We start from the raw sequence: 18,020 nt of genomic DNA on the forward strand, positions 1-18,020 counted from the left end.
GTGTGCAAATTGCGGAACTCGAATTCGGAATTACCGAACGATGATCAGGATTGAGGGAATTGTCGCTTTCGTCGCCGTGGTGGAGGCCGGCTCAGTCAGCGAGGCCGCGCGGCGCTTGCGGCTGTCGAAATCTGTGGTCAGCGAACGCCTCTCCGAACTGGAGCGATCGCTGGGCGGTGTGTTGCTACACCGAACCACCCGGAAACTCACGCTGACGGAGGACGGCACCGCCTTCCTCGAGCGGGCTGCGCGGATTGTTCGCGAGATCGATGAGGCGGCTGCCGACATGGCGGTGCGGCGGGGAAGTCTCGCCGGTCCGCTGAGGATCGCGGCCCCGGTCACCTTCGGGCGAATGCATCTCGGGCCGGCGCTCTATCCCTTCCTGGCCGCGCATCCGGAGATCGAACTGACGCTCGACATCGACGACCGCCGCGTCGATGTGTCGTCTGAGGGATATGACGCGGTGATCCGGCACGGTCCGATCGTCGACTCGCGCCTCGTGGTCTGGAAACTCAGCCGTAGCCGACGTCTGCTGGTCGCAACACCCGATTATCTCAACCGTGCCGGTCGTCCAGCCACGCTTGCCGATCTCGATCACCACAAGGGCATCTTCTATACCAATCGCGGCAATGCTGACTGGCGGTTTCAGACGCCCGAGGGCGCGCTTGTCGTGCGCGCCAAATTCTCGGTCGGAATGAACAACGGCGACATGATCCGGGATGCTGCCGTGGCCGGCCTCGGCGTCGCGCTGCTGCCTGCGTTCATTGCCGGGCCGGCCGTCCGCGAAGGGTTGCTGGAGGAGATCGATGTCGGCTATCGGCCCGAACCCGAGTTCATCTACATGGCGCACCCCGAAGGCCGCAATCCATCAGCCAAGCTGCGGGCGGTGGCCGATCATCTGCGTAGAACCTTCAAGGACCCGCCCTATTGGGATCCGGCGGGCTGATCAGACAAGGCTCATCAGGTTGGCGACCACGCGCGAGCGCTGTGCCTTGAGCATGGCAAGCCCCAGCCGGGCGACCAGCGGCGGTCCCTCGATCGGGCGGTAGGCCACCCCGTCAAGAGCAAGGTGAGCGATCGACGCCGGAACGATCGAGACACCGAGATCGGCAGCGACGAGATTGACGACCGAGGGAATTTGCGGCGCCTCCTGCGTTACGACGAGCTCGAACCCGGCGTCGCGGCAGCCGCGCACGATGTCGTCGTAGAGGCTGAGGCCGACCGTGCGCGGAAAGAGGATGAAGGGCTCCCCTGCAAGTGCCGCCAGCGGCACAGCGCGCCGCTTCGCCAGTTCATGGTGGGCGGGCAGGGCGATCAGCATCGGTTCGTCGGCCAGCCGCTTCAAAAGCACATCTTTCGGATCCTCCAGCCCCGGCCGGATGAATGCCGCATCGATCTCCTGGCGCATCAGCTTTTCCATCAGCCAGTTGCTGTTCATCTCCGTCAGCGACAGCGACACATCGGGCCAGTGACCGCGAAAACGGCGGATGGTGCCGCTGACGGCTGTGTTGAAGGCCGAGGAAGCGGTGAAGCCGAGGGCAAGTCGTCCAGTCTCTCCACGCGTGGCTCTTTGAGCGGCAAGCTTTGCCTTTTCCGCCGCCGCGACCGCAGCCATCGCTTCCGGAAGAAAGGCGCGGCCGGCCTCCGTCAGTTCTGCGCCATGCGGCACCCGATGAAACAGCATCGCGCCGACTTCCCGCTCAAGATCGCGGATCTGCTGGCTCAGCGGTGGCTGACCAATACCAAGCTTCGCCGCCGCCCGGGTGAAATTCTCCTGTTCCGCCACGGCAAGGAAATATCGGATGTGGCGCAACTCCATAGGTATCTCCAAAACATATCGAGAATGGCAGTTCCATATATTGGACAAATGATAGCCGCTTGGCTAGATGAGAAGGCGTGAAAGGTTGGTGCCCATGCCCCGCGCCGCAGACAAGCAGCTAGACGTCCTCGACACTCCCTCCCGCCCCAATTTGCAGCTGGTCCAGGCTCAGCCCGAGCCAAGGGAAAAGCAGTTTCTCTTTCGCGGGACCGCTCCCTACCGCCGCGCCAGCATCGCGCTCTTTCTTTCGGGCTTCGCAACGTTCTCGCTGCTCTATTGTGTCCAGCCTCTCATGCCGATCTTCGCCGCGGATTTTCACATCAGTCCTGCGGCCAGCTCCCTCTCCCTGTCCTTGTCGACCGGTTTTCTTGCCTTTGCGATCTTCTGCGCAGCGGCCGTGTCGGAGAGCTTCGGGCGCCGCAGTCTGATGTTCGCTTCGCTGCTTGGCGCCGCGCTCTGCACCATAGCCTGCTCGCTGGTGCCGAGCTGGCACGCTCTGCTGGTGATCCGCGCGCTCGAAGGGCTTCTGCTTGGCGGCGTGCCGGCCGTTGCAATGGCCTACCTGTCGGAGGAGATCGATCCGCGGGGGCTTGGCGCATCCATGGGGCTCTATATCGCAGGCAATGCCTTCGGCGGCATGGCCGGACGCGTCGTGACTGGCACGCTGGCGGAATTCTTCTCATGGCGCGTCGCGTTGGGAACGCTCGGCTTGCTCGGTCTTGCCGCCGCCATCGGCTTCTTCCTGCTGCTGCCCGCCTCTCGGAACTTCACACCCCGCCGCGGTTTCAATGCGCGCTTCCATGCGATCGCCTGGATCGGTCACCTCCGCAATCCGGCGCTGCCGTTCCTGTTCGCCATCGGCTTCCTGGCGATGGGAACCTTCGTCACGGTCTATAACTACATCGGCTTTCGCCTGGTGCAGCCGCCCTATAGTCTCAACCAGACCGAATTGGGCTTGATCTTTACGGTCTACCTCTTCGGCATCGCCGCCTCCTGGATTGCGGGAACGCTCGGCGATCGCATCGGCCACTTCGTGGTGCTGCCGGCAGGCATCGCCATGGCCGCAGCTGGCGTGGCCGCAACACTGAGCTCGTCTCTACCGTTGATCATCCTCGGCATAGTTTTGCTGACATCGGGCTTCTTCGTCGCCCATTCGGTCGCGAGCGCTCTGGTGGGGCGGCTCGCGCGCGGCACCAAGGGGCACGCGTCGTCGCTTTATCTGCTGTCATACTACGTCGGCTCGAGTGTTGCCGGATCCGCGGGCGGCTACTTCTGGAGCGCCGATGGCTGGAGCGCTGTCGTCCTGTTCACGCTGGCATTGCTGGCAGTCGGCATGATCGCCGCACTGGTTGCCGCCCGCCTGTCACGGCGGTAGCCTGCCGCATGATCAGCGTCAACAACCTCGACCACCTCGTTCTAACGGTTGCCGACATCGACGCAAGCTGCGCCTTCTATGCGCGCGTGCTCGGAATGTCCGTCGAAACCTTCAGCGAGGAGCGCAAGGCTCTCAAGTTCGGACGGCAGAAGATCAACCTGCATCAGGTGAAGTGGGAGTTCGAACCCAAGGCCGCGCGGCCGACGCCGGGCTCTGCGGATTTGTGCTTCATCGCCGAAACGCCGCTTGCGGATGTCGTCGCGCATTTGCGCGCCGAAGCGGTGGAAATCCTCGAAGGTCCGGTCGCGCGCACCGGCGCCACCGGACCGATCGTGTCGGTTTATTTCAGGGATCCGGACGGCAATCTCATCGAGATCTCAAATTCGGTGTCCTGAAGCCGCGCCAGTCGGCGCGCCTCATCTCAACGTCCAGGCGATGTAGATCAGCGTCAGGGCGATGACCCACAGAGCAAAACGTCCGGAGCGGCTATGACGCGCTTCGGACTTGCCGATCGCCTCCGCCGTGCCGGCATCGAACCGCAATCCGTGCTCGCTCATATGCAGAAGCTCGTGATGGAACTTCTCGGTCTTGGCCGCGATCTCGGGGACAGCTTCCGCCAGTTTCACCGCGGCTTTCAGCCCATCCTTGAGGTCCGCGACGATGCGCTTCGGGCCGAGATTGTTGCGGATCCAGTCGCCGACAACGGGCTCGGACGCCTTCCACATGTTGAAACGCGGATTGAGAATGCGCGACACCCCTTCGACGACCACCATCGTCTTTTGCAGCATCACAAGTTCCGGGCGTGTCGCCATGTCGAACAGTTCCGTCACTTCGAAGAGCAACGTCAGCAGCTTGGCCATCGAAATCGTTTCCGCAGGCTGGCCGTGGATCGGCTCACCGATCGCGCGGATCGCCTGGGCGAAGCTTTCGACGTTGTGGTGGCCGGGCACATAGCCGGCCTCGAAATGCACTTCCGCCACGCGGAGGTAGTCGCGGGTGATGAAGCCGTAAAGGATTTCCGCCAGGAAGCGGCGTTCCTTTCTGCCGAGGCGACCGACGATCCCCATGTCGACGGCAACGATGTCGCCCTGTGCATCGACGAAGAGATTGCCGGGATGCATATCGGCATGGAAGAAGCCGTCGCGCAGCGTATGGCGCAGAAACGACTGGATCAGCGTATCCGCAAGCGCGTTGAGATCATGGCCGGCAGCGCGCAGCCCCTCGACGTCGGACATCTTGACGCCATCGATCCATTCCATGGTGATGACATCGCGGCCGGTCCGTTCCCAATCGACGGTCGGCACCCGAAACCCGGGATCTTTTGCCGTATTCTCGGCGATCTCCGAGAGTGCCGCAGCCTCCAGGCGAAGGTCCATCTCGACCTTGGTGGTCTGCTCAAGGGTCTTCGTCACCTCCACCGGCCTCAGGCGCCGGCTGGAAGGCATGAAGCGTTCCTGCATATGGGCGACGAGGTACATCGCCTCGATGTCGTGGGTGAAGCGCTGTCGCACGCCGGGGCGCACCACCTTCACGGCCACCTTCTTGCGTCCGGCAGGCGTATCGACCTCGGCTGGATGAACCTGCGCGATCGATGCCGCGGCTATCGGGTCGCCGAAGCTCGCGTAAAGGTCCTCGATCGGCCGGCCGAGCGAACTGGCAATGCTTGCCTTCGCCGCTTCCGACGGGAAGAATGCCATGCGGTCCTGCAACTGCGACAGATCGTCGGCAAACTCCACGCCGACGACGTCCGGCCGGGTTGCGAGGAACTGGCCGATCTTGACGTAGGAAGGGCCGAGCCGTTCGACGGCTTGAGCCAGCCTGTCGCTGCGCTTCTTCGCCTTCGAGCGGTTGCGTGCGAAAACGCCCGCCAAGGACTTGGCGATACCGACAGCCGGCGGAAGATCCTCCGACGGCAACGCGGAAATCACGCCTTCGCGCACGAGAATCCAGCCGACGCGCCAGAGCCGGAAATATGCTCCCAATGTGCTCATGCCAGATCGCCTGCCTGCGGACGCGGGGCGGTGAACGATGCCTGCGAAACCATGCGTCAGAGCTTCCAGCCGGAATGAAGGGCCGCGATGCCGCCGGTATAGTTGGTGAAGCTCACTCGCGAGAAACCGGCGTCGCGGATCATCTCGGCGAAGTGCTCCTGGTTGGGGAACTTGCGGATGGATTCGACCAGGTACTGATAGGGCTCGGCCTCGCCAGTGATCGCCTTGCCGAATTTCGGAATGGCGTTGAAGGACCAGGTGTCATAGACGCGGTCGAGCAGCGGCATGTCGACTTCGGAGAACTCGAGGACGAGCAGACGGCCGCCGCGCTTCAGCACGCGGTAGGCTTCGCTGAGCGCCACGTCGATGCGCGGCACGTTGCGAATGCCGAAAGCGATCGTGTAGGCGTCGAAGCTGTTGGCTTCAAACGGCAAATCCTCGGCATTGGCCTCGACGAAGGTCAGGTTGTCGGAAAGCTTCTTCTTGGCGGCGCGCTCGGCGCCGACACCGAGCATCGAGCCGTTGATGTCGAGCACGGTCGCATGCGCCTGCCGGTTGGAGGCCTCGATGATGCGAAACGCGATGTCGCCGGTGCCGCCGGCAACGTCGAGAACCTTGTAGCCGGGCTCCTTGCGCGGGTTGAGCGCGGAGATCATGGCGTCCTTCCAGACGCGATGCATGCCGACCGACATGACGTCGTTCATGATGTCGTAGCGCTTGGCGACCTTGTGGAAGACCTCGTTGACGAGACCCTGCTTTTCACCGTCCGCCACTTCGCGGAAGCCGTAGGATGTTTCCATGCCGCCTTCGGCGGAGGTACGGCTTTCTGACATCGAAATACTCCATCAATCTGAAATCGGCGCGGCGACCATAGCGAACGGACGCGCGCGGCGCTATCTGTGGGCCACGGTCAAGGCCGCGGCACCTTGGCGCTATAGCGCACAACGCCCGTGGTTGAAACATGTTAGATATAGATGGGTTAAGATGCCGGAATTGCCAGAAGTCGAAACCGTCCGACGCGGGCTTGCCCCCACGATGGAAGGCGCGCGCATCGCCCGCCTGGAACTGCGCCGCAAGGACCTGCGCTTTCCCTTTCCCGATGGCCTGGAGGCCCGGGCAACCGGTCGCGAAATCATCTCACTCGGCCGCCGCGCCAAATATCTGCTGATCGACCTCGACGACGGCACGACGATCATCTCGCATCTTGGCATGTCCGGCTCCTTCCGCATCGAGACCGGGCCGGTGTCCGATCAGCCTGGCGACTTTCATCATCCGCGTTCGAAGGATGAAAAGCACGACCACGCCATCTTCCATCTCGAGGGACCGACAGGCATCAGCCGCGTCATCTATAATGACCCGCGCCGCTTCGGCTTCATGGATATGGCGCGGCGCTCCGAGCTTGAGCTCAATCCCTTCCTCTTCGGCCTCGGGCCAGAGCCAACAGGCAACGCACTCAGCGCCGCCTATCTGGCGGAACGGTTCATCGGCAAGGCGCAGCCGCTGAAGAGCGCGCTGCTCGATCAGAAGAATATCGCAGGGCTCGGCAATATCTACGTCTGCGAGGCGCTGTGGCGCGCGCACCTGAGCCCGACCCGCGCCGCGTCGACTGTTGTGACGAAGACCGGCAAGCCGACCAAGCAGATGGATCTTCTGGTCACCTCGATCCGCGATGTCATTGCCGACGCCATCAAGGCGGGCGGCTCGTCGCTGCGGGACCATATCCAGACGGACGGTTCGCTCGGCTACTTCCAGCATTCCTTCTCGGTCTATGACCGCGAAAGTCTGCCTTGCCGCACGCCTGATTGCGGCGGTACGGTCGCACGCATCGTTCAGGCGGGACGTTCGACCTTCTATTGCCCGACCTGCCAGAAATAACGGGAGGACTGTCCATGCCCTATGAAACGCTCATCGTCGAAACCCGCGGTGCCGTCGGGTTGATCACCCTGAACCGCCCACAGGCGCTGAATGCGCTGAACTCGACGGTGCTGAAGGAACTCCTGCAGGCCTACCAAGCCTTCCAGGCCGATGACGCCGTCGGCGCCATGGTGCTGACCGGTTCCGAGCGCGCATTCGCGGCCGGCGCCGACATCAAGGAAATGCAGCCGCTCAGCTACGTCGACGTCTACAGCCGCGACCTGATGAGCGGCTGGGACGATGTCGCCAAGGTGCGCAAGCCCGTCATTGCTGCCGTCAGCGGTTTTGCGCTCGGCGGCGGCTGCGAGCTTGCCATGATGTGCGACATCATCATCGCCTCGGAAACCGCCAAGTTCGGCCAGCCCGAGATCACCCTTGGCGTCATCCCTGGCATGGGCGGCTCACAGCGGCTGACGCGTGCCGTCGGCAGATATAAGGCGATGGACCTGATCCTCACCGGTCGGATGATGGATGCCGCCGAAGCCGAGCGCGCGGGACTCGTTTCGCGTGTAGTGGCGCCTGAGCGTCTGCTGGACGAGGCGCTGGAGGCGGCCGCCAAGATTGCCTCCCTGTCGCGTCCGTCCGTACTGATGGCGAAGGAGGCGGTAAACCGCGCGCTGGAGACGACGTTGGACGAGGGCCTGCGTTTCGAACGTCGCCTTTTCCATTCTCTGTTCTCGACCGAAGACCAGAAAGAGGGGATGACGGCCTTCATCGAAAAGCGTAAGCCTGCCTTCAAGAACCGCTGAACCTTCGAGAAAGGCGGCGTTTCCTTGAAAATGCGCGTTGACGTGGGTCGGCTTTAGGGTTATATGCCCGCCCACGGTTCGGGAAGCCACTCCGGTTTTCCGATTATGCTCCCGCATTGCTGTATGAAGTGGCCGCAGGGCCCGCGGTGATGGCGGAGTTTGTTCGAATTCTTAGAGAGGCATCCATGGCCAATACAACTTCGGCGAAAAAAGCGACCCGCAAGATCGCCCGCCGTACCGACGTCAATAAGGCTCGTCGCTCGCGCGTTCGTACTTTCGTTCGCAAGGTCGAAGAGGCACTCGCATCTGGTGATGCTGCCAAGGCAAAGGAAGCTTTCCTCGCCGCGCAGCCGGAACTGGCTCGCGCTGCAAGCAAGGGCGTTGTTCACGCCAACACGGCATCCCGCAAGGTCTCGCGCCTGGCAGCTCGTGTGAAGGCTCTGTCGGTTTCCGCAACCGCATAATCTTTCGTTAACAAACGCTTTGTTATGATTAGCCCGGCAACTTTGTCGGGCTTTTTCGATTCCGCCAATGGCCAAAGTTTTGGTTAATTCAGCGACGATTTCATGTCGGGCGGATGACACAAAAAAATGTTTAAAAACAATGGCTTGCGTCAGGATGCTGTCAAGTCAGACGACTCGGACCTTCCGTAGCGGGGTACAAAACGAGTCAAGAAGCTTTTTTCTTTTTTTCTTTTTATGCGTGTCAAAATTGCCAGAAATGGGAATCTCCTTGATTCAAAAGCGATTCTTTTTTGACACCGGCGTGACGCCCTAAAGCTGGCGCCGGAGTCAACTGGGCCATCTTAATTTTGCGTAAAATTCATCGTTGATCTCTGCAATCGATCCTGCCTAAATGCCGCTCAACAAGGGGCTCGGACATCACCTGTTTAAGGCTTGGTCTTGAAACTGCCACGTCGGCAGGCTGATTGCTTTGTGTCTTTTGTGGCGAGGGAATTACCCTCGGATTTTCACGCACCGGCGCAGATTGGACCGCGACTTTGGCTGTCGCGGAACGAGATCGTTTGTGCGTTCATGAGTACACGCTTTGCGTGAGGTCTTGGGAGAGGAGACCTTTGCGCAGGTAGGCAGGTAACCGCTTGGACGAGGAGCGGAAGCCGGCAATGCGGGTGGGGCAAGCATGCATGAGGCTAGCTTCTTCATCCCCGGCATAGTCGCCCCCTGTTGCGGGGCAGGCGTTTGAGTGAACCGGCCAGCGGTGGGGCATGAGGGTGCCACGGCAGGCCATAGCGGGGAAATGATCGGGCGACGGAATAGGCCGCCCGGTGGAATTGGAAGGCGGCAATATGCACATGAATTCATCGGCGGCGAATGCTCTGGACGAGACGGACAAAGCATCGCAGGCATTCGGCTCTATTTGCCCAGAAGCGGCGGGGGAAAAGGGAGATATGAAGAATGGCATACTTTTTGATCGTGTCAGTGCTCGCCTAAAGGCGCAGGTCGGTCCCGACGTTTACGCAAGCTGGTTTGCCCGGCTGAAGCTGCATTCGGTTTCCAAGAGTGTCGTCCGGCTGACGGTGCCGACGACTTTTTTGAAGTCTTGGATCAACAACCGTTATCTTGATCTCATCACCAGCATTTTCCAGGCTGAGGACGCGGAAATTCTCAAGGTCGAGATTCTGGTCCGGACCGCCGCTCGCGGCGTAAGCAAGCCGGCCGAAGAAGCCGCTGCGCAGGAGCCCGTATCCGGTTCTCCGGTTCGGCGTACGACGATCGCCCAGCCTGCTGGTCACATCGTGCAGCAGGCCGTGTCCGCGGCCGCAGCATCGCGGCCCGCAACCTCCGGCCAGCCGCTGTTCGGTTCGCCGCTGGATGCGCGCTTCACCTTCGACACCTTCGTTGAAGGCAGCTCCAACCGCGTTGCCCTTGCAGCCGCAAAGACTATCGCGGAGGCCGGCCAGGGCGCCGTGCGTTTCAATCCGCTGTTCGTGCACTCCACCGTGGGTCTCGGCAAGACGCATCTGCTGCAGGCGATCGCCAACGCGGCCGTTCAGAACCCGCGCGCGCTCCGTGTCGTTTATCTGACCGCGGAATACTTCATGTGGCGGTTTGCCACGGCTATCCGTGACAACGACGCGCTGACCCTGAAGGACTCGCTGCGCAACATCGACCTTCTGATCATCGACGACATGCAGTTCCTGCAGGGCAAGATGATCCAGCACGAGTTCTGCCATCTCCTGAACATGCTGCTCGACAGCGCCAAGCAGGTCGTCGTTGCCGGCGACCGCGCTCCGTGGGAACTGGAATCGCTCGATCCGCGCGTTCGCTCGCGACTGCAGGGTGGCGTTGCGATCGAACTCGACGCTCCCGACTATGAAATGCGTCTTGAAATCCTCAAGCGCCGTCTGGCGGTCGCACGCACGGAAGATCCGTCGCTGGATATGTCGCCGGAACTGCTGAACCACGTTGCACGCAGCATCACGGCAAGCGGCCGCGAACTGGAAGGCGCCTTCAACCAGCTGCTCTTCCGGCGCTCGTTCGAGCCGAACCTGACGATCGAGCGTGTCGATGAGCTCCTCGCTCACCTTGTCGGCTCCGGTGAGCCGCGCCGGGTTCGCATCGAAGACATCCAGCGCATCGTTGCACGGCACTACAACGTCTCGCGCCAGGAGCTGGTTTCGAACCGCCGCACGCGCGTTATCGTCAAGCCACGGCAGATCGCCATGTATCTGGCGAAGACGCTCACTCCCCGCTCGTTCCCGGAAATCGGCCGCCGTTTTGGCGGGCGTGACCACACCACGGTTCTTCATGCCGTGCGCAAGATCGAGGAACTGATTTCGGGCGACACCAAGCTGTCGCACGAGGTCGAGCTGCTGAAGCGCCTGATTAACGAATAAGCTGCGCTTGTTCACAATCTTCGATGGTCGGGAGCGATTCCGGCCATTTTCTTTTATAAGGGTTTTATTCTATACCGCCTGAGTACGCCGCAGGAGGAGTGCGGCGCTTAGGAGGAAAAGAATGACTTTCACGAAAATTGCCGTCATCGGCCTGGGCAAGGTCGGACGGCTGGCGGCAACGCTTTTGCACGAGGGAGGCTTCGAGGTCATCGGCGTCGATGCACAGCCACCCGCCGGCGAAACGCCTTTCGCATTCCGGAGCGGCGATATTTCCGACCCGGTGGTGATTGGAAAATTGCTGTCCGAGGTCGAGGCGGTACTGTCGTGCCTGCCCTATCATCTCAACATGGAGTTGGCACGCGCGGCCCACACGGCCGGCATCCACTATTTCGACCTGACCGAAGACGTCCCGACGACGAACTTCATCATCCAGCTCTCGAAATCGGCACGCGGCCTGATGGCGCCGCAATGCGGTCTCGCCCCCGGCTTCGTCGGCATCGTCGGCGCCAGCCTTGCCGACGAGTTCGACCGTTGCCGCTCCATCCGCATGCGTGTCGGCGCCCTGCCGCAAAATCCGACCGGGCTTCTGGGCTATGCCTTCAATTGGTCGCCCGAGGGTGTCGTCAACGAGTATCTCAACGACTGCGAGGTCATAGAAGGCGGCGTGCGCAAGCTCGTCTCCCCGATGGAATGGCTGGAAACGATCTATGTCGAGGGCGTCAAGCTCGAGGCCTTCACGACGTCGGGCGGTCTCGGCACGATGTGCGACACGCTGCTCGGCAAGGTCGACAATCTCGACTACAAGACCATGCGCTATCCGGGCCACATGGATCTGATGAACTTCTTCTTCCATGAACTGCTGATGCGCGACAAGCGCGGTCTCGCGGGCGAAATCCTCACGAATGCGAAACCGCCTGTCGATGACGATGTGGTCTATGTCCACGTCGCCGCGGAAGGCACGCAGGCGGGCAGTCTCCGCCGCAAGGAGTTCGTCCGCGCCTACTATCCGATCGAGATCGCGGGTGCGCGGCGTACCGCCATCGCCTGGACGACTTCTGCCTCTGTTGTTGCCGTGATCGAGATGGTCCGGGACGGCCTGCTGCCGGACAGCGGATTTCTGCATCAGGAGCATATTCCGCTGGAGATGTTCCTGCAGACGCCGACCGGCAGCCTGTTCAAGGGTGGCGCCCACAAGCAGCGCTAGTCGATTGCTGCACCGGACGTCGGCCCTTACGGGGCCGGCGTTTCCGCCGTCGCTGTTTCGAGGCTAGGACGGCTTTCTCTGGCTAGGCAAGGCGCAGCGCTTGCCGCAGCTTGGGACTCCCGGCAGCAGATAACGCATGCAGCAGATCTTGCGTCTGGCGACATGCTCTCCTTCGTCCTCGACGTAGCGCACGCAACCACAGAACGGATTGACGCCCCCGTCAGGCAGGCAGCCGCGGATGAAAAGCGGCAGGTCGTTCTCCATCGACTTGTCAGCCGAAGTCAGTCGCATCACATAGTCGATATAGACCGCGGCATTGTTCCAGCAGAGCTTGGCCGAAAGCCCGCAGCCTTTCAGTCTCGCGACCGTCTCGTTCAGATGCGTCTCCATCAGATCGGAAACGCTCTCGAAGCTGTCGTCTGTCGCCGCGCGCGTCGTTCCCGCGTGCGGGACGCCGAAAGCCCGTGGCAATCCATCCTCATGCAGCGCGATCGTCATTCTGCTGAAATCGACCGGCAGGGACTGCTTGGCGAGCCGACGCGCCAGAAGATAGGGAATGGTAAGGCCGGAAAAATAATAAAGGGACCACATCGAGACGACCGCGCGCCGATCGGTGCCGCCGGTCTTGGCCATGTACCGCTCTATGGCGCGTTCGAAGTCGCCGCCGGCCGCGAAGAAAGCGGGCAACGGAATTCCGTCAGGCAGTTCCGCCGAGAGCATCATGCGTTCCTGGCACCAGGCATGGTCACCGACGAATGCCGGCGACAGCCCGACAGGTTCGCTCTCCATGGGTGCGATATGCCGGGCAGCATTCGCCATCAGTGCGTCGCAGCCACGCTGGATCTGGCGAACGCGCGCTCCTCGGCTGAGCGCAGTTGCCTCGACTGCTCATAACGTGTCTGATTTTTCATCGGTCGATATGCCGTACGTCTCAAATATCAAGAGTTAAATACTCAAGAAATGCGGGCATTGGAATAGGAAATGATGACTTTTCTATTCCACTTTTTGCGCTGCGGGCAATCGTTCCAGAACGTCAGCCTTTTGCTTCCGTCAGGAGCCACCGGCGGAACGCGGCCACGGCCGGCCGCTCAAGCGCAGGCCCAGGATAGACAAGGTGAAATGCAAGCCGGCTTGCAACACCGATCGGGAAGGGAGCGACGAGCGCGCCCTCGCGAAGCTCCGCTTCCACGAAGGATCGTCGCATCAGAGCAAATCCGTGCCCGGCCTTCATCGCGTCATAGGCACCATTGCCGTGCATGAAGATCGGTCCGCGAGACGGATCGACGACGGCTGCCTCGGCAGCTTCCAGCCAGAGCTGCCAATCATGACGGTAGACATCATGGATCAGCTGGAAGCCGGCCAGCGCGTTCGGGGCAGGCTTCTCACCGAGCCCGGCGGCAAGCGCCGGCGTGCAGACAGGCACGAGTTCATCGTCCACGAGGCGTTCGCTGACAAGGCCTTCATAGCCGCCAAGCCCATGCCGGATGGCCAGATCGATACCATCGCGCCGGAAGTCGAGAACGCGGTGCGATGCGCTGATGCGCACATCGATCTCCGGATGCAGGGTCTCGAACCGGCTGAGCCTCGGCACCAGCCAATAGGTCGCGAAACCGGCTGTGCAGGTGACACTGAGGATGGCGCCGCGCCCGCGCGATGTAATCGCCGCCGTTGCTTCCCTGACGAGACGGAAAGCGGCCCGCAGCGTCGCGAAATAATCCGCACCCTCCGCAGTCAAAGCCAGCGCGCGGGTCTTTCGCTCGAAAAGCTTGACGCCGAGCGACGTTTCCAGATCGCGGATCTGCAGGCTGACGGCGCCCGGCGTGACGTTGAGCTCCTTCGCGGCCAGTGTCATGCTGAGATGCCGGGCGGCGGCTTCGAAGGCGCGGAGCGCCGAAAGGGAAGGGAGATAATCGCTCATGGTTTAGCTCAGCTATATCATGGATCGAGAAAGACTCGTTTGTCGCACAGGCGGCATAGCAATAATATCAGCATGAAAGCTATCATTGAAGCCGCTTCAGGCTGTCTGACGGACGAGATTAAATCGGATATGGCGATATCTTCGCCACGCAACAATCGGGTGGCGGCAGGCTGTGATGGCATGTAGGCCATAGACAGGCTGACACAGGGAGAGAGTGATGCAGCAGAAGCAGATGGGCCTTGCCGAATGGGGAATGTTGCTGGTGCTCTCCTTGCTGTGGGGTGGTTCCTTCCTCTTCAACGGCATTCTCGTGAAGACGCTGCCGCCGTTCACCATCGTCACCGGCCGGGTTCTGATCGCCGCACTTGCGCTGAATGTTATCGTGAAGGTGACGGGCCATGCCATGCCGCGCGACGGCAAATCCTGGGCGGCCTTCTTCGGCATGGGTATCCTGAACAACATGATCCCGTTCTGCCTCATCGTCTGGGGGCAGACGCATATCGCAAGCGGTCTTGCCTCGATCCTGAACGCCACGACGCCGCTCTTCGGGGTCGTCGTCGCGCACTTCCTGACGGCCGATGAGAAAATGACCGGCAATCGCCTGCTTGGCGTTCTCGTCGGCTTTGCCGGCGTCGCCTACATGATCGGCTTCGACGTGCTGCGGGACCTCGGCTCGAATGTGCTGGCGCAGCTTGCCGTGCTGGGTGCCGCGCTGTCCTACTCCTTTGCCGGCATCTTCGGTCGCCGCTTCCGCCAGATGGGCATGGCGCCGCTGATCCCCGCCGCAGGGCAGGTTACCGCCTCGACCGTGTTGATGCTGCCGATCGCGCTTGTCGTCGATCAGCCGTGGACATTGGCCGCGCCCTCGACGGAGACGTGGATGGCGTTGTTGGGGCTTGCGCTGCTATCGACCGCGATCGCCTATGTGCTGTTCTTCCGCATTCTGGCGACCGCAGGCGCGACGAACCTGATGCTCGTCACCTTCCTCATTCCGGTCAGCGCCATCCTGCTCGGCGCCGCCATTCTCGGCGAACAGCTGCAGGTCAAGCACCTGATCGGCATGGCGATGATCGCGATCGGCCTTGCGGCGATCGACGGACGGCTGTTCTCTCTCGGCAGAAAGCGGCCTGCCTAGCAGGCGAGATCGGCGACGACGGAATCGAGGATCAGCATGCCTGATGGCGTGCAGCGAAGCCGAGAATTGCCGATCCGCTCGATGAAGCCGTGCTCCAGCAGGAACTCTTCCCGCTTCGGGTCGGGATCGCGGCCCGAAAGCTGCTGCCAGCGGGCGAGATCGACACCTTCCGTCAGGCGCAGCCCCATCAGCAGCAGTTCGTCCGCCTGCTCATCATAGCCGAGCTGTTCCTGCTCGATCATGCCGTGCCCGTCGCGCTCGACGAAATCGAGCCAGCTTTCCGGCCTGCGCTCGGTCGCGGTCGCGATCTTCATGCTGCCGCGTGTCAGCCGTCCATGGGCGCCGGGTCCGATGCCGGCGTAGTCGCCATAACGCCAATAGGTGAGGTTGTGACGGCTCTCCGCACCCGGGCGGGCATGGTTGGACACCTCGTAGGCAGGCATCCCTTCGCGGGCGGTGATCTCCTGGGTCGCCTCGTAGAGCAGCGCCGATTGTTCGCCATCCGGAACGATAAGCTTGCCGGCCTTGTGGAGTCCGAAGAAGGGCGTGCCTTCTTCGATCGTCAACTGATAGAGCGAGAGGTGATCGACCGCATAGGAAATCGCCTCTTTCAATTCGCGCTCCCACTCGTCGACCGTCTGGTTCGGGCGGGCATAGATCAGATCGAAGGACATGCGCGGGAAGATGTCGCGCGCGAGCTTGATGGCCTTCAGCGCATCGGCAACGTCGTGCAGCCGCCCGAGAAACTTCAGATCGCGGTCATTCAGCGCCTGGACACCGAGCGAGACGCGGTTGACGCCGGCGGCGCGATAGCCGCGGAAACGCTCCGCTTCGACGCTGGAGGGGTTCGCCTCCATGGTGATCTCGATACCATCGGGCATATGCCAGTGCTTGCCGATGCCGTCGAGAATGGCAGCAACCGTCGAGGGGTTCATCAGCGAGGGCGTGCCGCCGCCGAGGAAGACGCTGGTGACCGTCTTCGGTCCGCTCATTTGGCGCACCGTCGCCATTTCCTTCAGGAAGGCCGCGGTGAAGCGCTCCTGATCCACCGGCTGATGGCGGACATGGCTGTTGAAGTCGCAATAGGGGCATTTGGCGGCACAGAACGGCCAATGCACGTAGACGCCGAAGCCGGGTTCGCCGGTGTCGGGCAGAAGTGCGGCATAGCGTGTCAGGTTAGGCTGTTCCAAAATGTCCACGTTTGCCCTTATGCTTCCAGGCAGGTTTCAACGAAAATCTTGAAGGCGCGGGCGCGGTGCGACAGGGCTTTTGCGTCGCCCGGCTTCCAGCCGTGCTTTTCTTCCGCGCTCATCTCACCAAAGGTAGTCTCATAGCCTTCGGGTTGAAAGACCGGATCGTAACCGAAGCCCTGGCTGCCGCGCGGCGGCCAGACTACGGCGCCTTCGACCTCACCCCGGAAAAGCTCCGTGTGACCATCAGGCCAGGCAAGGCAGAGAACGCTGACGAACCGCGCCGTGCGCTGCTCCAGCTTCGACGCGCCGGCTTTATCCAGAGCCGCCTCAACCTTCTCCATTGCCATCACGAAGTCGCGCGTGCCGTCGGGCTTCTCGGCCCAGTTGGCGGTGTAAACGCCAGGATCGCCACCGAGCGCATCGATGACAAGGCCGGAATCGTCGGAAAGCGCGGGCAGGCCGGAAGCCTCAGCCGAAGCGAGTGCCTTGATCCTTGCGTTTTCCTCGAAGGTCGTCCCGGTTTCATCTGGCTCGACGAAGTTCAATTCGGCGGCCGACTTCGCCGTGAAGCCGAGCGGGCCGATCAGGTCCTGGATTTCCCGGATCTTGCCGGCATTGTGGCTGGCAACGACGATGGTCTTGGTTTCGAGCTTGCGCATGGTTGTCCTATTCGATGCCCCAGATCCGTGCTTCAGCGCATTCGAGGCTGTTGCCATCAGGGTCGCGGAAATAGATCGATCGACCGCCCTGCGGCCAGGTGACTTCGGATTCTATGGCAACGCCCGCCGATTTAAGCCGGTCGGCCATCGCATCGAGATTTTCCCCGGACACACGGAAACAGGCATGTCCTGCGCCGGTCGTTCCGTGCGGTGGCACCAGCAGGGAGCCGGGTGAGGGAGGCTTGATCGTTTCGTCAGGATTGAAGATCAGCAGCACGCCCGGGCCGCAGCGAAAGAAGACATGCCGGTCACCGCTCCGCGAGATCTTCGAAAGACCGAGAATACCTTCGTAGAAGGCTTCGGCCTTGTCGAGATCGCCAGCATAAAGCGCCGTCTCCAGCATGCCTTCCAGCATGTCGTTCATCCGGCGATGGCCTGCTTCTGCATCGTGACGAGTTCGGCGATACCGCCCTTGGCGAGTGCCATCAGCGATGCGAACTCCTCGTCGGTGAAGGGTGCACCTTCAGCCGTGCCCTGGATTTCAACGATCCCGCCGGTGCCCGTCATCACGAAGTTCGCGTCGGTCTCGGCCGAGGAATCCTCGAGATAGTCGAGATCGAGCACGGACTGGTTGGCGAAGATGCCGCAGGAAATTGCCGCGACATGGTCCTTCAGCACACGCTCGACCTTGAGCATGTTGCGGCTTTCCATCCACTTCAGGCAGTCATGCAGCGCAATCCAGGCGCCGGTGATCGATGCCGTGCGCGTGCCGCCATCCGCCTGGATAACGTCGCAGTCAAGGGTGATCTGGCGCTCGCCGAGTTCCTTGAGATCGACGACCGCGCGCAGCGAACGGCCGATCAGGCGCTGAATCTCCTGGGTGCGGCCACCCTGCTTGCCGGTCGCAGCTTCGCGCTTCATGCGGTCGCCGGTCGCGCGCGGCAGCATGCCGTACTCAGCCGTGACCCAGCCCTTGCCAGTGTTGCGCAGCCATGCGGGCGGCTTTTCCTCGACGCTTGCCGTGCACAGCACATGCGTATCGCCGAACTTCACCAGACAGGAGCCCTCCGCGTGCTTTGAAAAGTTGCGCTCGAAAGAGACCTTGCGCATCTGGTCGGTTTTTCTGCCTGAGGGCCGCATAGAATTCTCCTGAAGCATGATGCCGGGACGATGAACCATCCTGGACAAGTCATGCGTGCTTATGTT

The 18,020-nt window shown here is 61.7% G+C and carries 18 protein-coding genes; 9 read left to right on the forward strand and 9 right to left on the reverse strand.

What is annotated here, in order from left to right:
• The first annotated feature begins 40 nt into the window (after positions 1–40).
• The gene (locus ASE04_RS11300) at positions 41–946 is read left to right on the forward strand and encodes a LysR family transcriptional regulator (protein ID WP_056816713.1); all 906 of its coding nucleotides are present in this window, start codon (positions 41–43) and stop codon (positions 944–946) included.
• Here the strand turns inward: ASE04_RS11300 and ASE04_RS11305 are convergent, their stop codons facing one another.
• The gene (locus ASE04_RS11305) at positions 947–1,819 is read right to left on the reverse strand and encodes a LysR family transcriptional regulator (protein ID WP_056816716.1); all 873 of its coding nucleotides are present in this window, start codon (positions 1,817–1,819) and stop codon (positions 947–949) included.
• Positions 1,820–1,913: 94 nt separating this feature from the next.
• Between ASE04_RS11305 and ASE04_RS11310 the strand changes: the two genes are divergently transcribed.
• Together ASE04_RS11310 and ASE04_RS11315 are read left to right on the forward strand one after the other, a co-directional pair.
• Positions 1,914–3,194, forward strand: coding sequence for an MFS transporter (locus tag ASE04_RS11310; RefSeq protein WP_056816719.1), 1,281 nt, complete (start codon positions 1,914–1,916; stop codon positions 3,192–3,194).
• Positions 3,195–3,202: 8 nt separating this feature from the next.
• Entirely contained in the window at positions 3,203–3,589 is a 387-nt protein-coding gene (locus ASE04_RS11315) for a VOC family protein (protein ID WP_056816724.1), read from the forward strand.
• Positions 3,590–3,610: 21 nt separating this feature from the next.
• Here the strand turns inward: ASE04_RS11315 and ubiB are convergent, their stop codons facing one another.
• Complete coding sequence (gene ubiB, locus ASE04_RS11320; RefSeq protein ID WP_056816727.1) at positions 3,611–5,185, reverse strand: 2-polyprenylphenol 6-hydroxylase; 1,575 nt, start codon at positions 5,183–5,185, stop codon at positions 3,611–3,613.
• A 56-nt stretch (positions 5,186–5,241) separates the two neighbouring features.
• Positions 5,242–6,018: a bifunctional demethylmenaquinone methyltransferase/2-methoxy-6-polyprenyl-1,4-benzoquinol methylase UbiE gene (gene ubiE, locus ASE04_RS11325; protein ID WP_056816730.1), complete on the reverse strand. Its 777-nt coding sequence runs from the start codon at positions 6,016–6,018 to the stop codon at positions 5,242–5,244.
• A gap of 151 nt (positions 6,019–6,169) precedes the next feature.
• Between ubiE and mutM the strand changes: the two genes are divergently transcribed.
• The 5 genes from mutM to ASE04_RS11350 all read left to right on the forward strand — a co-directional run bounded on the left by mutM (position 6,170) and on the right by ASE04_RS11350 (position 11,909).
• Entirely contained in the window at positions 6,170–7,060 is an 891-nt protein-coding gene (mutM, locus tag ASE04_RS11330) for a bifunctional DNA-formamidopyrimidine glycosylase/DNA-(apurinic or apyrimidinic site) lyase (RefSeq protein ID WP_056816733.1), read from the forward strand.
• A 14-nt stretch (positions 7,061–7,074) separates the two neighbouring features.
• The gene (locus ASE04_RS11335; protein ID WP_056816736.1) at positions 7,075–7,848 is read left to right on the forward strand and encodes an enoyl-CoA hydratase; all 774 of its coding nucleotides are present in this window, start codon (positions 7,075–7,077) and stop codon (positions 7,846–7,848) included.
• A 185-nt stretch (positions 7,849–8,033) separates the two neighbouring features.
• Positions 8,034–8,312 carry a 30S ribosomal protein S20 gene (rpsT, locus tag ASE04_RS11340; RefSeq protein WP_056816740.1) on the forward strand — a complete coding sequence of 93 codons (279 nt, stop codon included), beginning with the start codon at positions 8,034–8,036 and terminating at the stop codon, positions 8,310–8,312.
• Between the two features lie 842 nt (positions 8,313–9,154).
• Positions 9,155–10,705 carry a chromosomal replication initiator protein DnaA gene (gene dnaA / locus ASE04_RS11345; RefSeq protein WP_056817651.1) on the forward strand — a complete coding sequence of 517 codons (1,551 nt, stop codon included), beginning with the start codon at positions 9,155–9,157 and terminating at the stop codon, positions 10,703–10,705.
• A 121-nt stretch (positions 10,706–10,826) separates the two neighbouring features.
• Positions 10,827–11,909, forward strand: coding sequence for a saccharopine dehydrogenase family protein (locus tag ASE04_RS11350; protein ID WP_056816745.1), 1,083 nt, complete (start codon positions 10,827–10,829; stop codon positions 11,907–11,909).
• A gap of 63 nt (positions 11,910–11,972) precedes the next feature.
• Here ASE04_RS11350 and fhuF read toward each other — a convergent pair whose 3' ends face one another.
• A complete protein-coding gene (gene fhuF / locus ASE04_RS11355) occupies positions 11,973–12,728 on the reverse strand; it encodes a siderophore-iron reductase FhuF (protein ID WP_056816748.1) in 756 nt (251 codons plus the stop codon).
• A gap of 214 nt (positions 12,729–12,942) precedes the next feature.
• On the reverse strand, positions 12,943–13,827 hold the full coding sequence (gene gcvA / locus ASE04_RS11360; RefSeq protein WP_056816752.1) for a transcriptional regulator GcvA: 885 nt from the start codon (positions 13,825–13,827) through the stop codon (positions 12,943–12,945).
• Between the two features lie 217 nt (positions 13,828–14,044).
• Between gcvA and ASE04_RS11365 the strand changes: the two genes are divergently transcribed.
• On the forward strand, positions 14,045–14,962 hold the full coding sequence (locus ASE04_RS11365) for a DMT family transporter (protein WP_056816756.1): 918 nt from the start codon (positions 14,045–14,047) through the stop codon (positions 14,960–14,962).
• On the opposite strand, the gene hemW is transcribed toward ASE04_RS11365, so the two are convergent.
• Genes hemW through rph form a run of 4 tightly spaced genes read right to left on the reverse strand, consistent with a single transcriptional unit; the run spans position 14,959 to position 17,954 of the window.
• Positions 14,959–16,161, reverse strand: coding sequence for a radical SAM family heme chaperone HemW (gene hemW / locus ASE04_RS11370; protein ID WP_056816761.1), 1,203 nt, complete (start codon positions 16,159–16,161; stop codon positions 14,959–14,961). The two genes, ASE04_RS11365 and hemW, sit on opposite strands and share 4 nt — an antisense overlap.
• An 8-nt stretch (positions 16,162–16,169) precedes the next feature.
• Entirely contained in the window at positions 16,170–16,814 is a 645-nt protein-coding gene (rdgB, locus tag ASE04_RS11375; RefSeq protein ID WP_056816764.1) for an RdgB/HAM1 family non-canonical purine NTP pyrophosphatase, read from the reverse strand.
• Positions 16,815–16,821: 7 nt separating this feature from the next.
• On the reverse strand, positions 16,822–17,238 hold the full coding sequence (locus tag ASE04_RS11380) for a VOC family protein (protein WP_056816767.1): 417 nt from the start codon (positions 17,236–17,238) through the stop codon (positions 16,822–16,824).
• A complete protein-coding gene (rph, locus tag ASE04_RS11385; RefSeq protein WP_056816771.1) occupies positions 17,235–17,954 on the reverse strand; it encodes a ribonuclease PH in 720 nt (239 codons plus the stop codon). Before rph ends, ASE04_RS11380 begins: the two co-directional genes overlap by 4 nt.
• Between the last annotated feature and the right edge of the window lie 66 nt (positions 17,955–18,020).

The sequence above is a fragment of the Rhizobium sp. Root708 genome, from assembly GCF_001429725.1.
Lineage (GTDB): Bacteria > Pseudomonadota > Alphaproteobacteria > Rhizobiales > Rhizobiaceae > Rhizobium.

What these genes read in the sequence shown, in the direction of transcription:
- dnaA (WP_056817651.1), top strand. Translation starts at nt 9,155, where the DNA reads ATGCACATGAATTCATCGGCGGCGAATGCTCTGGACGAGACGGACAAA.
- fhuF (WP_056816748.1), bottom strand. Translation starts at nt 12,728, where the DNA reads ATGGCGAATGCTGCCCGGCATATCGCACCCATGGAGAGCGAACCTGTC.
- rpsT (WP_056816740.1), top strand. Translation starts at nt 8,034, where the DNA reads ATGGCCAATACAACTTCGGCGAAAAAAGCGACCCGCAAGATCGCCCGC.
- ASE04_RS11305 (WP_056816716.1), bottom strand. Translation starts at nt 1,819, where the DNA reads ATGGAGTTGCGCCACATCCGATATTTCCTTGCCGTGGCGGAACAGGAG.
- ASE04_RS11315 (WP_056816724.1), top strand. Translation starts at nt 3,203, where the DNA reads ATGATCAGCGTCAACAACCTCGACCACCTCGTTCTAACGGTTGCCGAC.
- ASE04_RS11350 (WP_056816745.1), top strand. Translation starts at nt 10,827, where the DNA reads ATGACTTTCACGAAAATTGCCGTCATCGGCCTGGGCAAGGTCGGACGG.
- ASE04_RS11335 (WP_056816736.1), top strand. Translation starts at nt 7,075, where the DNA reads ATGCCCTATGAAACGCTCATCGTCGAAACCCGCGGTGCCGTCGGGTTG.
- ubiE (WP_056816730.1), bottom strand. Translation starts at nt 6,018, where the DNA reads ATGTCAGAAAGCCGTACCTCCGCCGAAGGCGGCATGGAAACATCCTAC.
- rdgB (WP_056816764.1), bottom strand. Translation starts at nt 16,814, where the DNA reads ATGCGCAAGCTCGAAACCAAGACCATCGTCGTTGCCAGCCACAATGCC.
- ASE04_RS11365 (WP_056816756.1), top strand. Translation starts at nt 14,045, where the DNA reads ATGCAGCAGAAGCAGATGGGCCTTGCCGAATGGGGAATGTTGCTGGTG.
- rph (WP_056816771.1), bottom strand. Translation starts at nt 17,954, where the DNA reads ATGCGGCCCTCAGGCAGAAAAACCGACCAGATGCGCAAGGTCTCTTTC.
- gcvA (WP_056816752.1), bottom strand. Translation starts at nt 13,827, where the DNA reads ATGAGCGATTATCTCCCTTCCCTTTCGGCGCTCCGCGCCTTCGAAGCC.
- ASE04_RS11310 (WP_056816719.1), top strand. Translation starts at nt 1,914, where the DNA reads ATGCCCCGCGCCGCAGACAAGCAGCTAGACGTCCTCGACACTCCCTCC.
- mutM (WP_056816733.1), top strand. Translation starts at nt 6,170, where the DNA reads ATGCCGGAATTGCCAGAAGTCGAAACCGTCCGACGCGGGCTTGCCCCC.
- ASE04_RS11300 (WP_056816713.1), top strand. Translation starts at nt 41, where the DNA reads ATGATCAGGATTGAGGGAATTGTCGCTTTCGTCGCCGTGGTGGAGGCC.
- ASE04_RS11380 (WP_056816767.1), bottom strand. Translation starts at nt 17,238, where the DNA reads ATGAACGACATGCTGGAAGGCATGCTGGAGACGGCGCTTTATGCTGGC.
- ubiB (WP_056816727.1), bottom strand. Translation starts at nt 5,185, where the DNA reads ATGAGCACATTGGGAGCATATTTCCGGCTCTGGCGCGTCGGCTGGATT.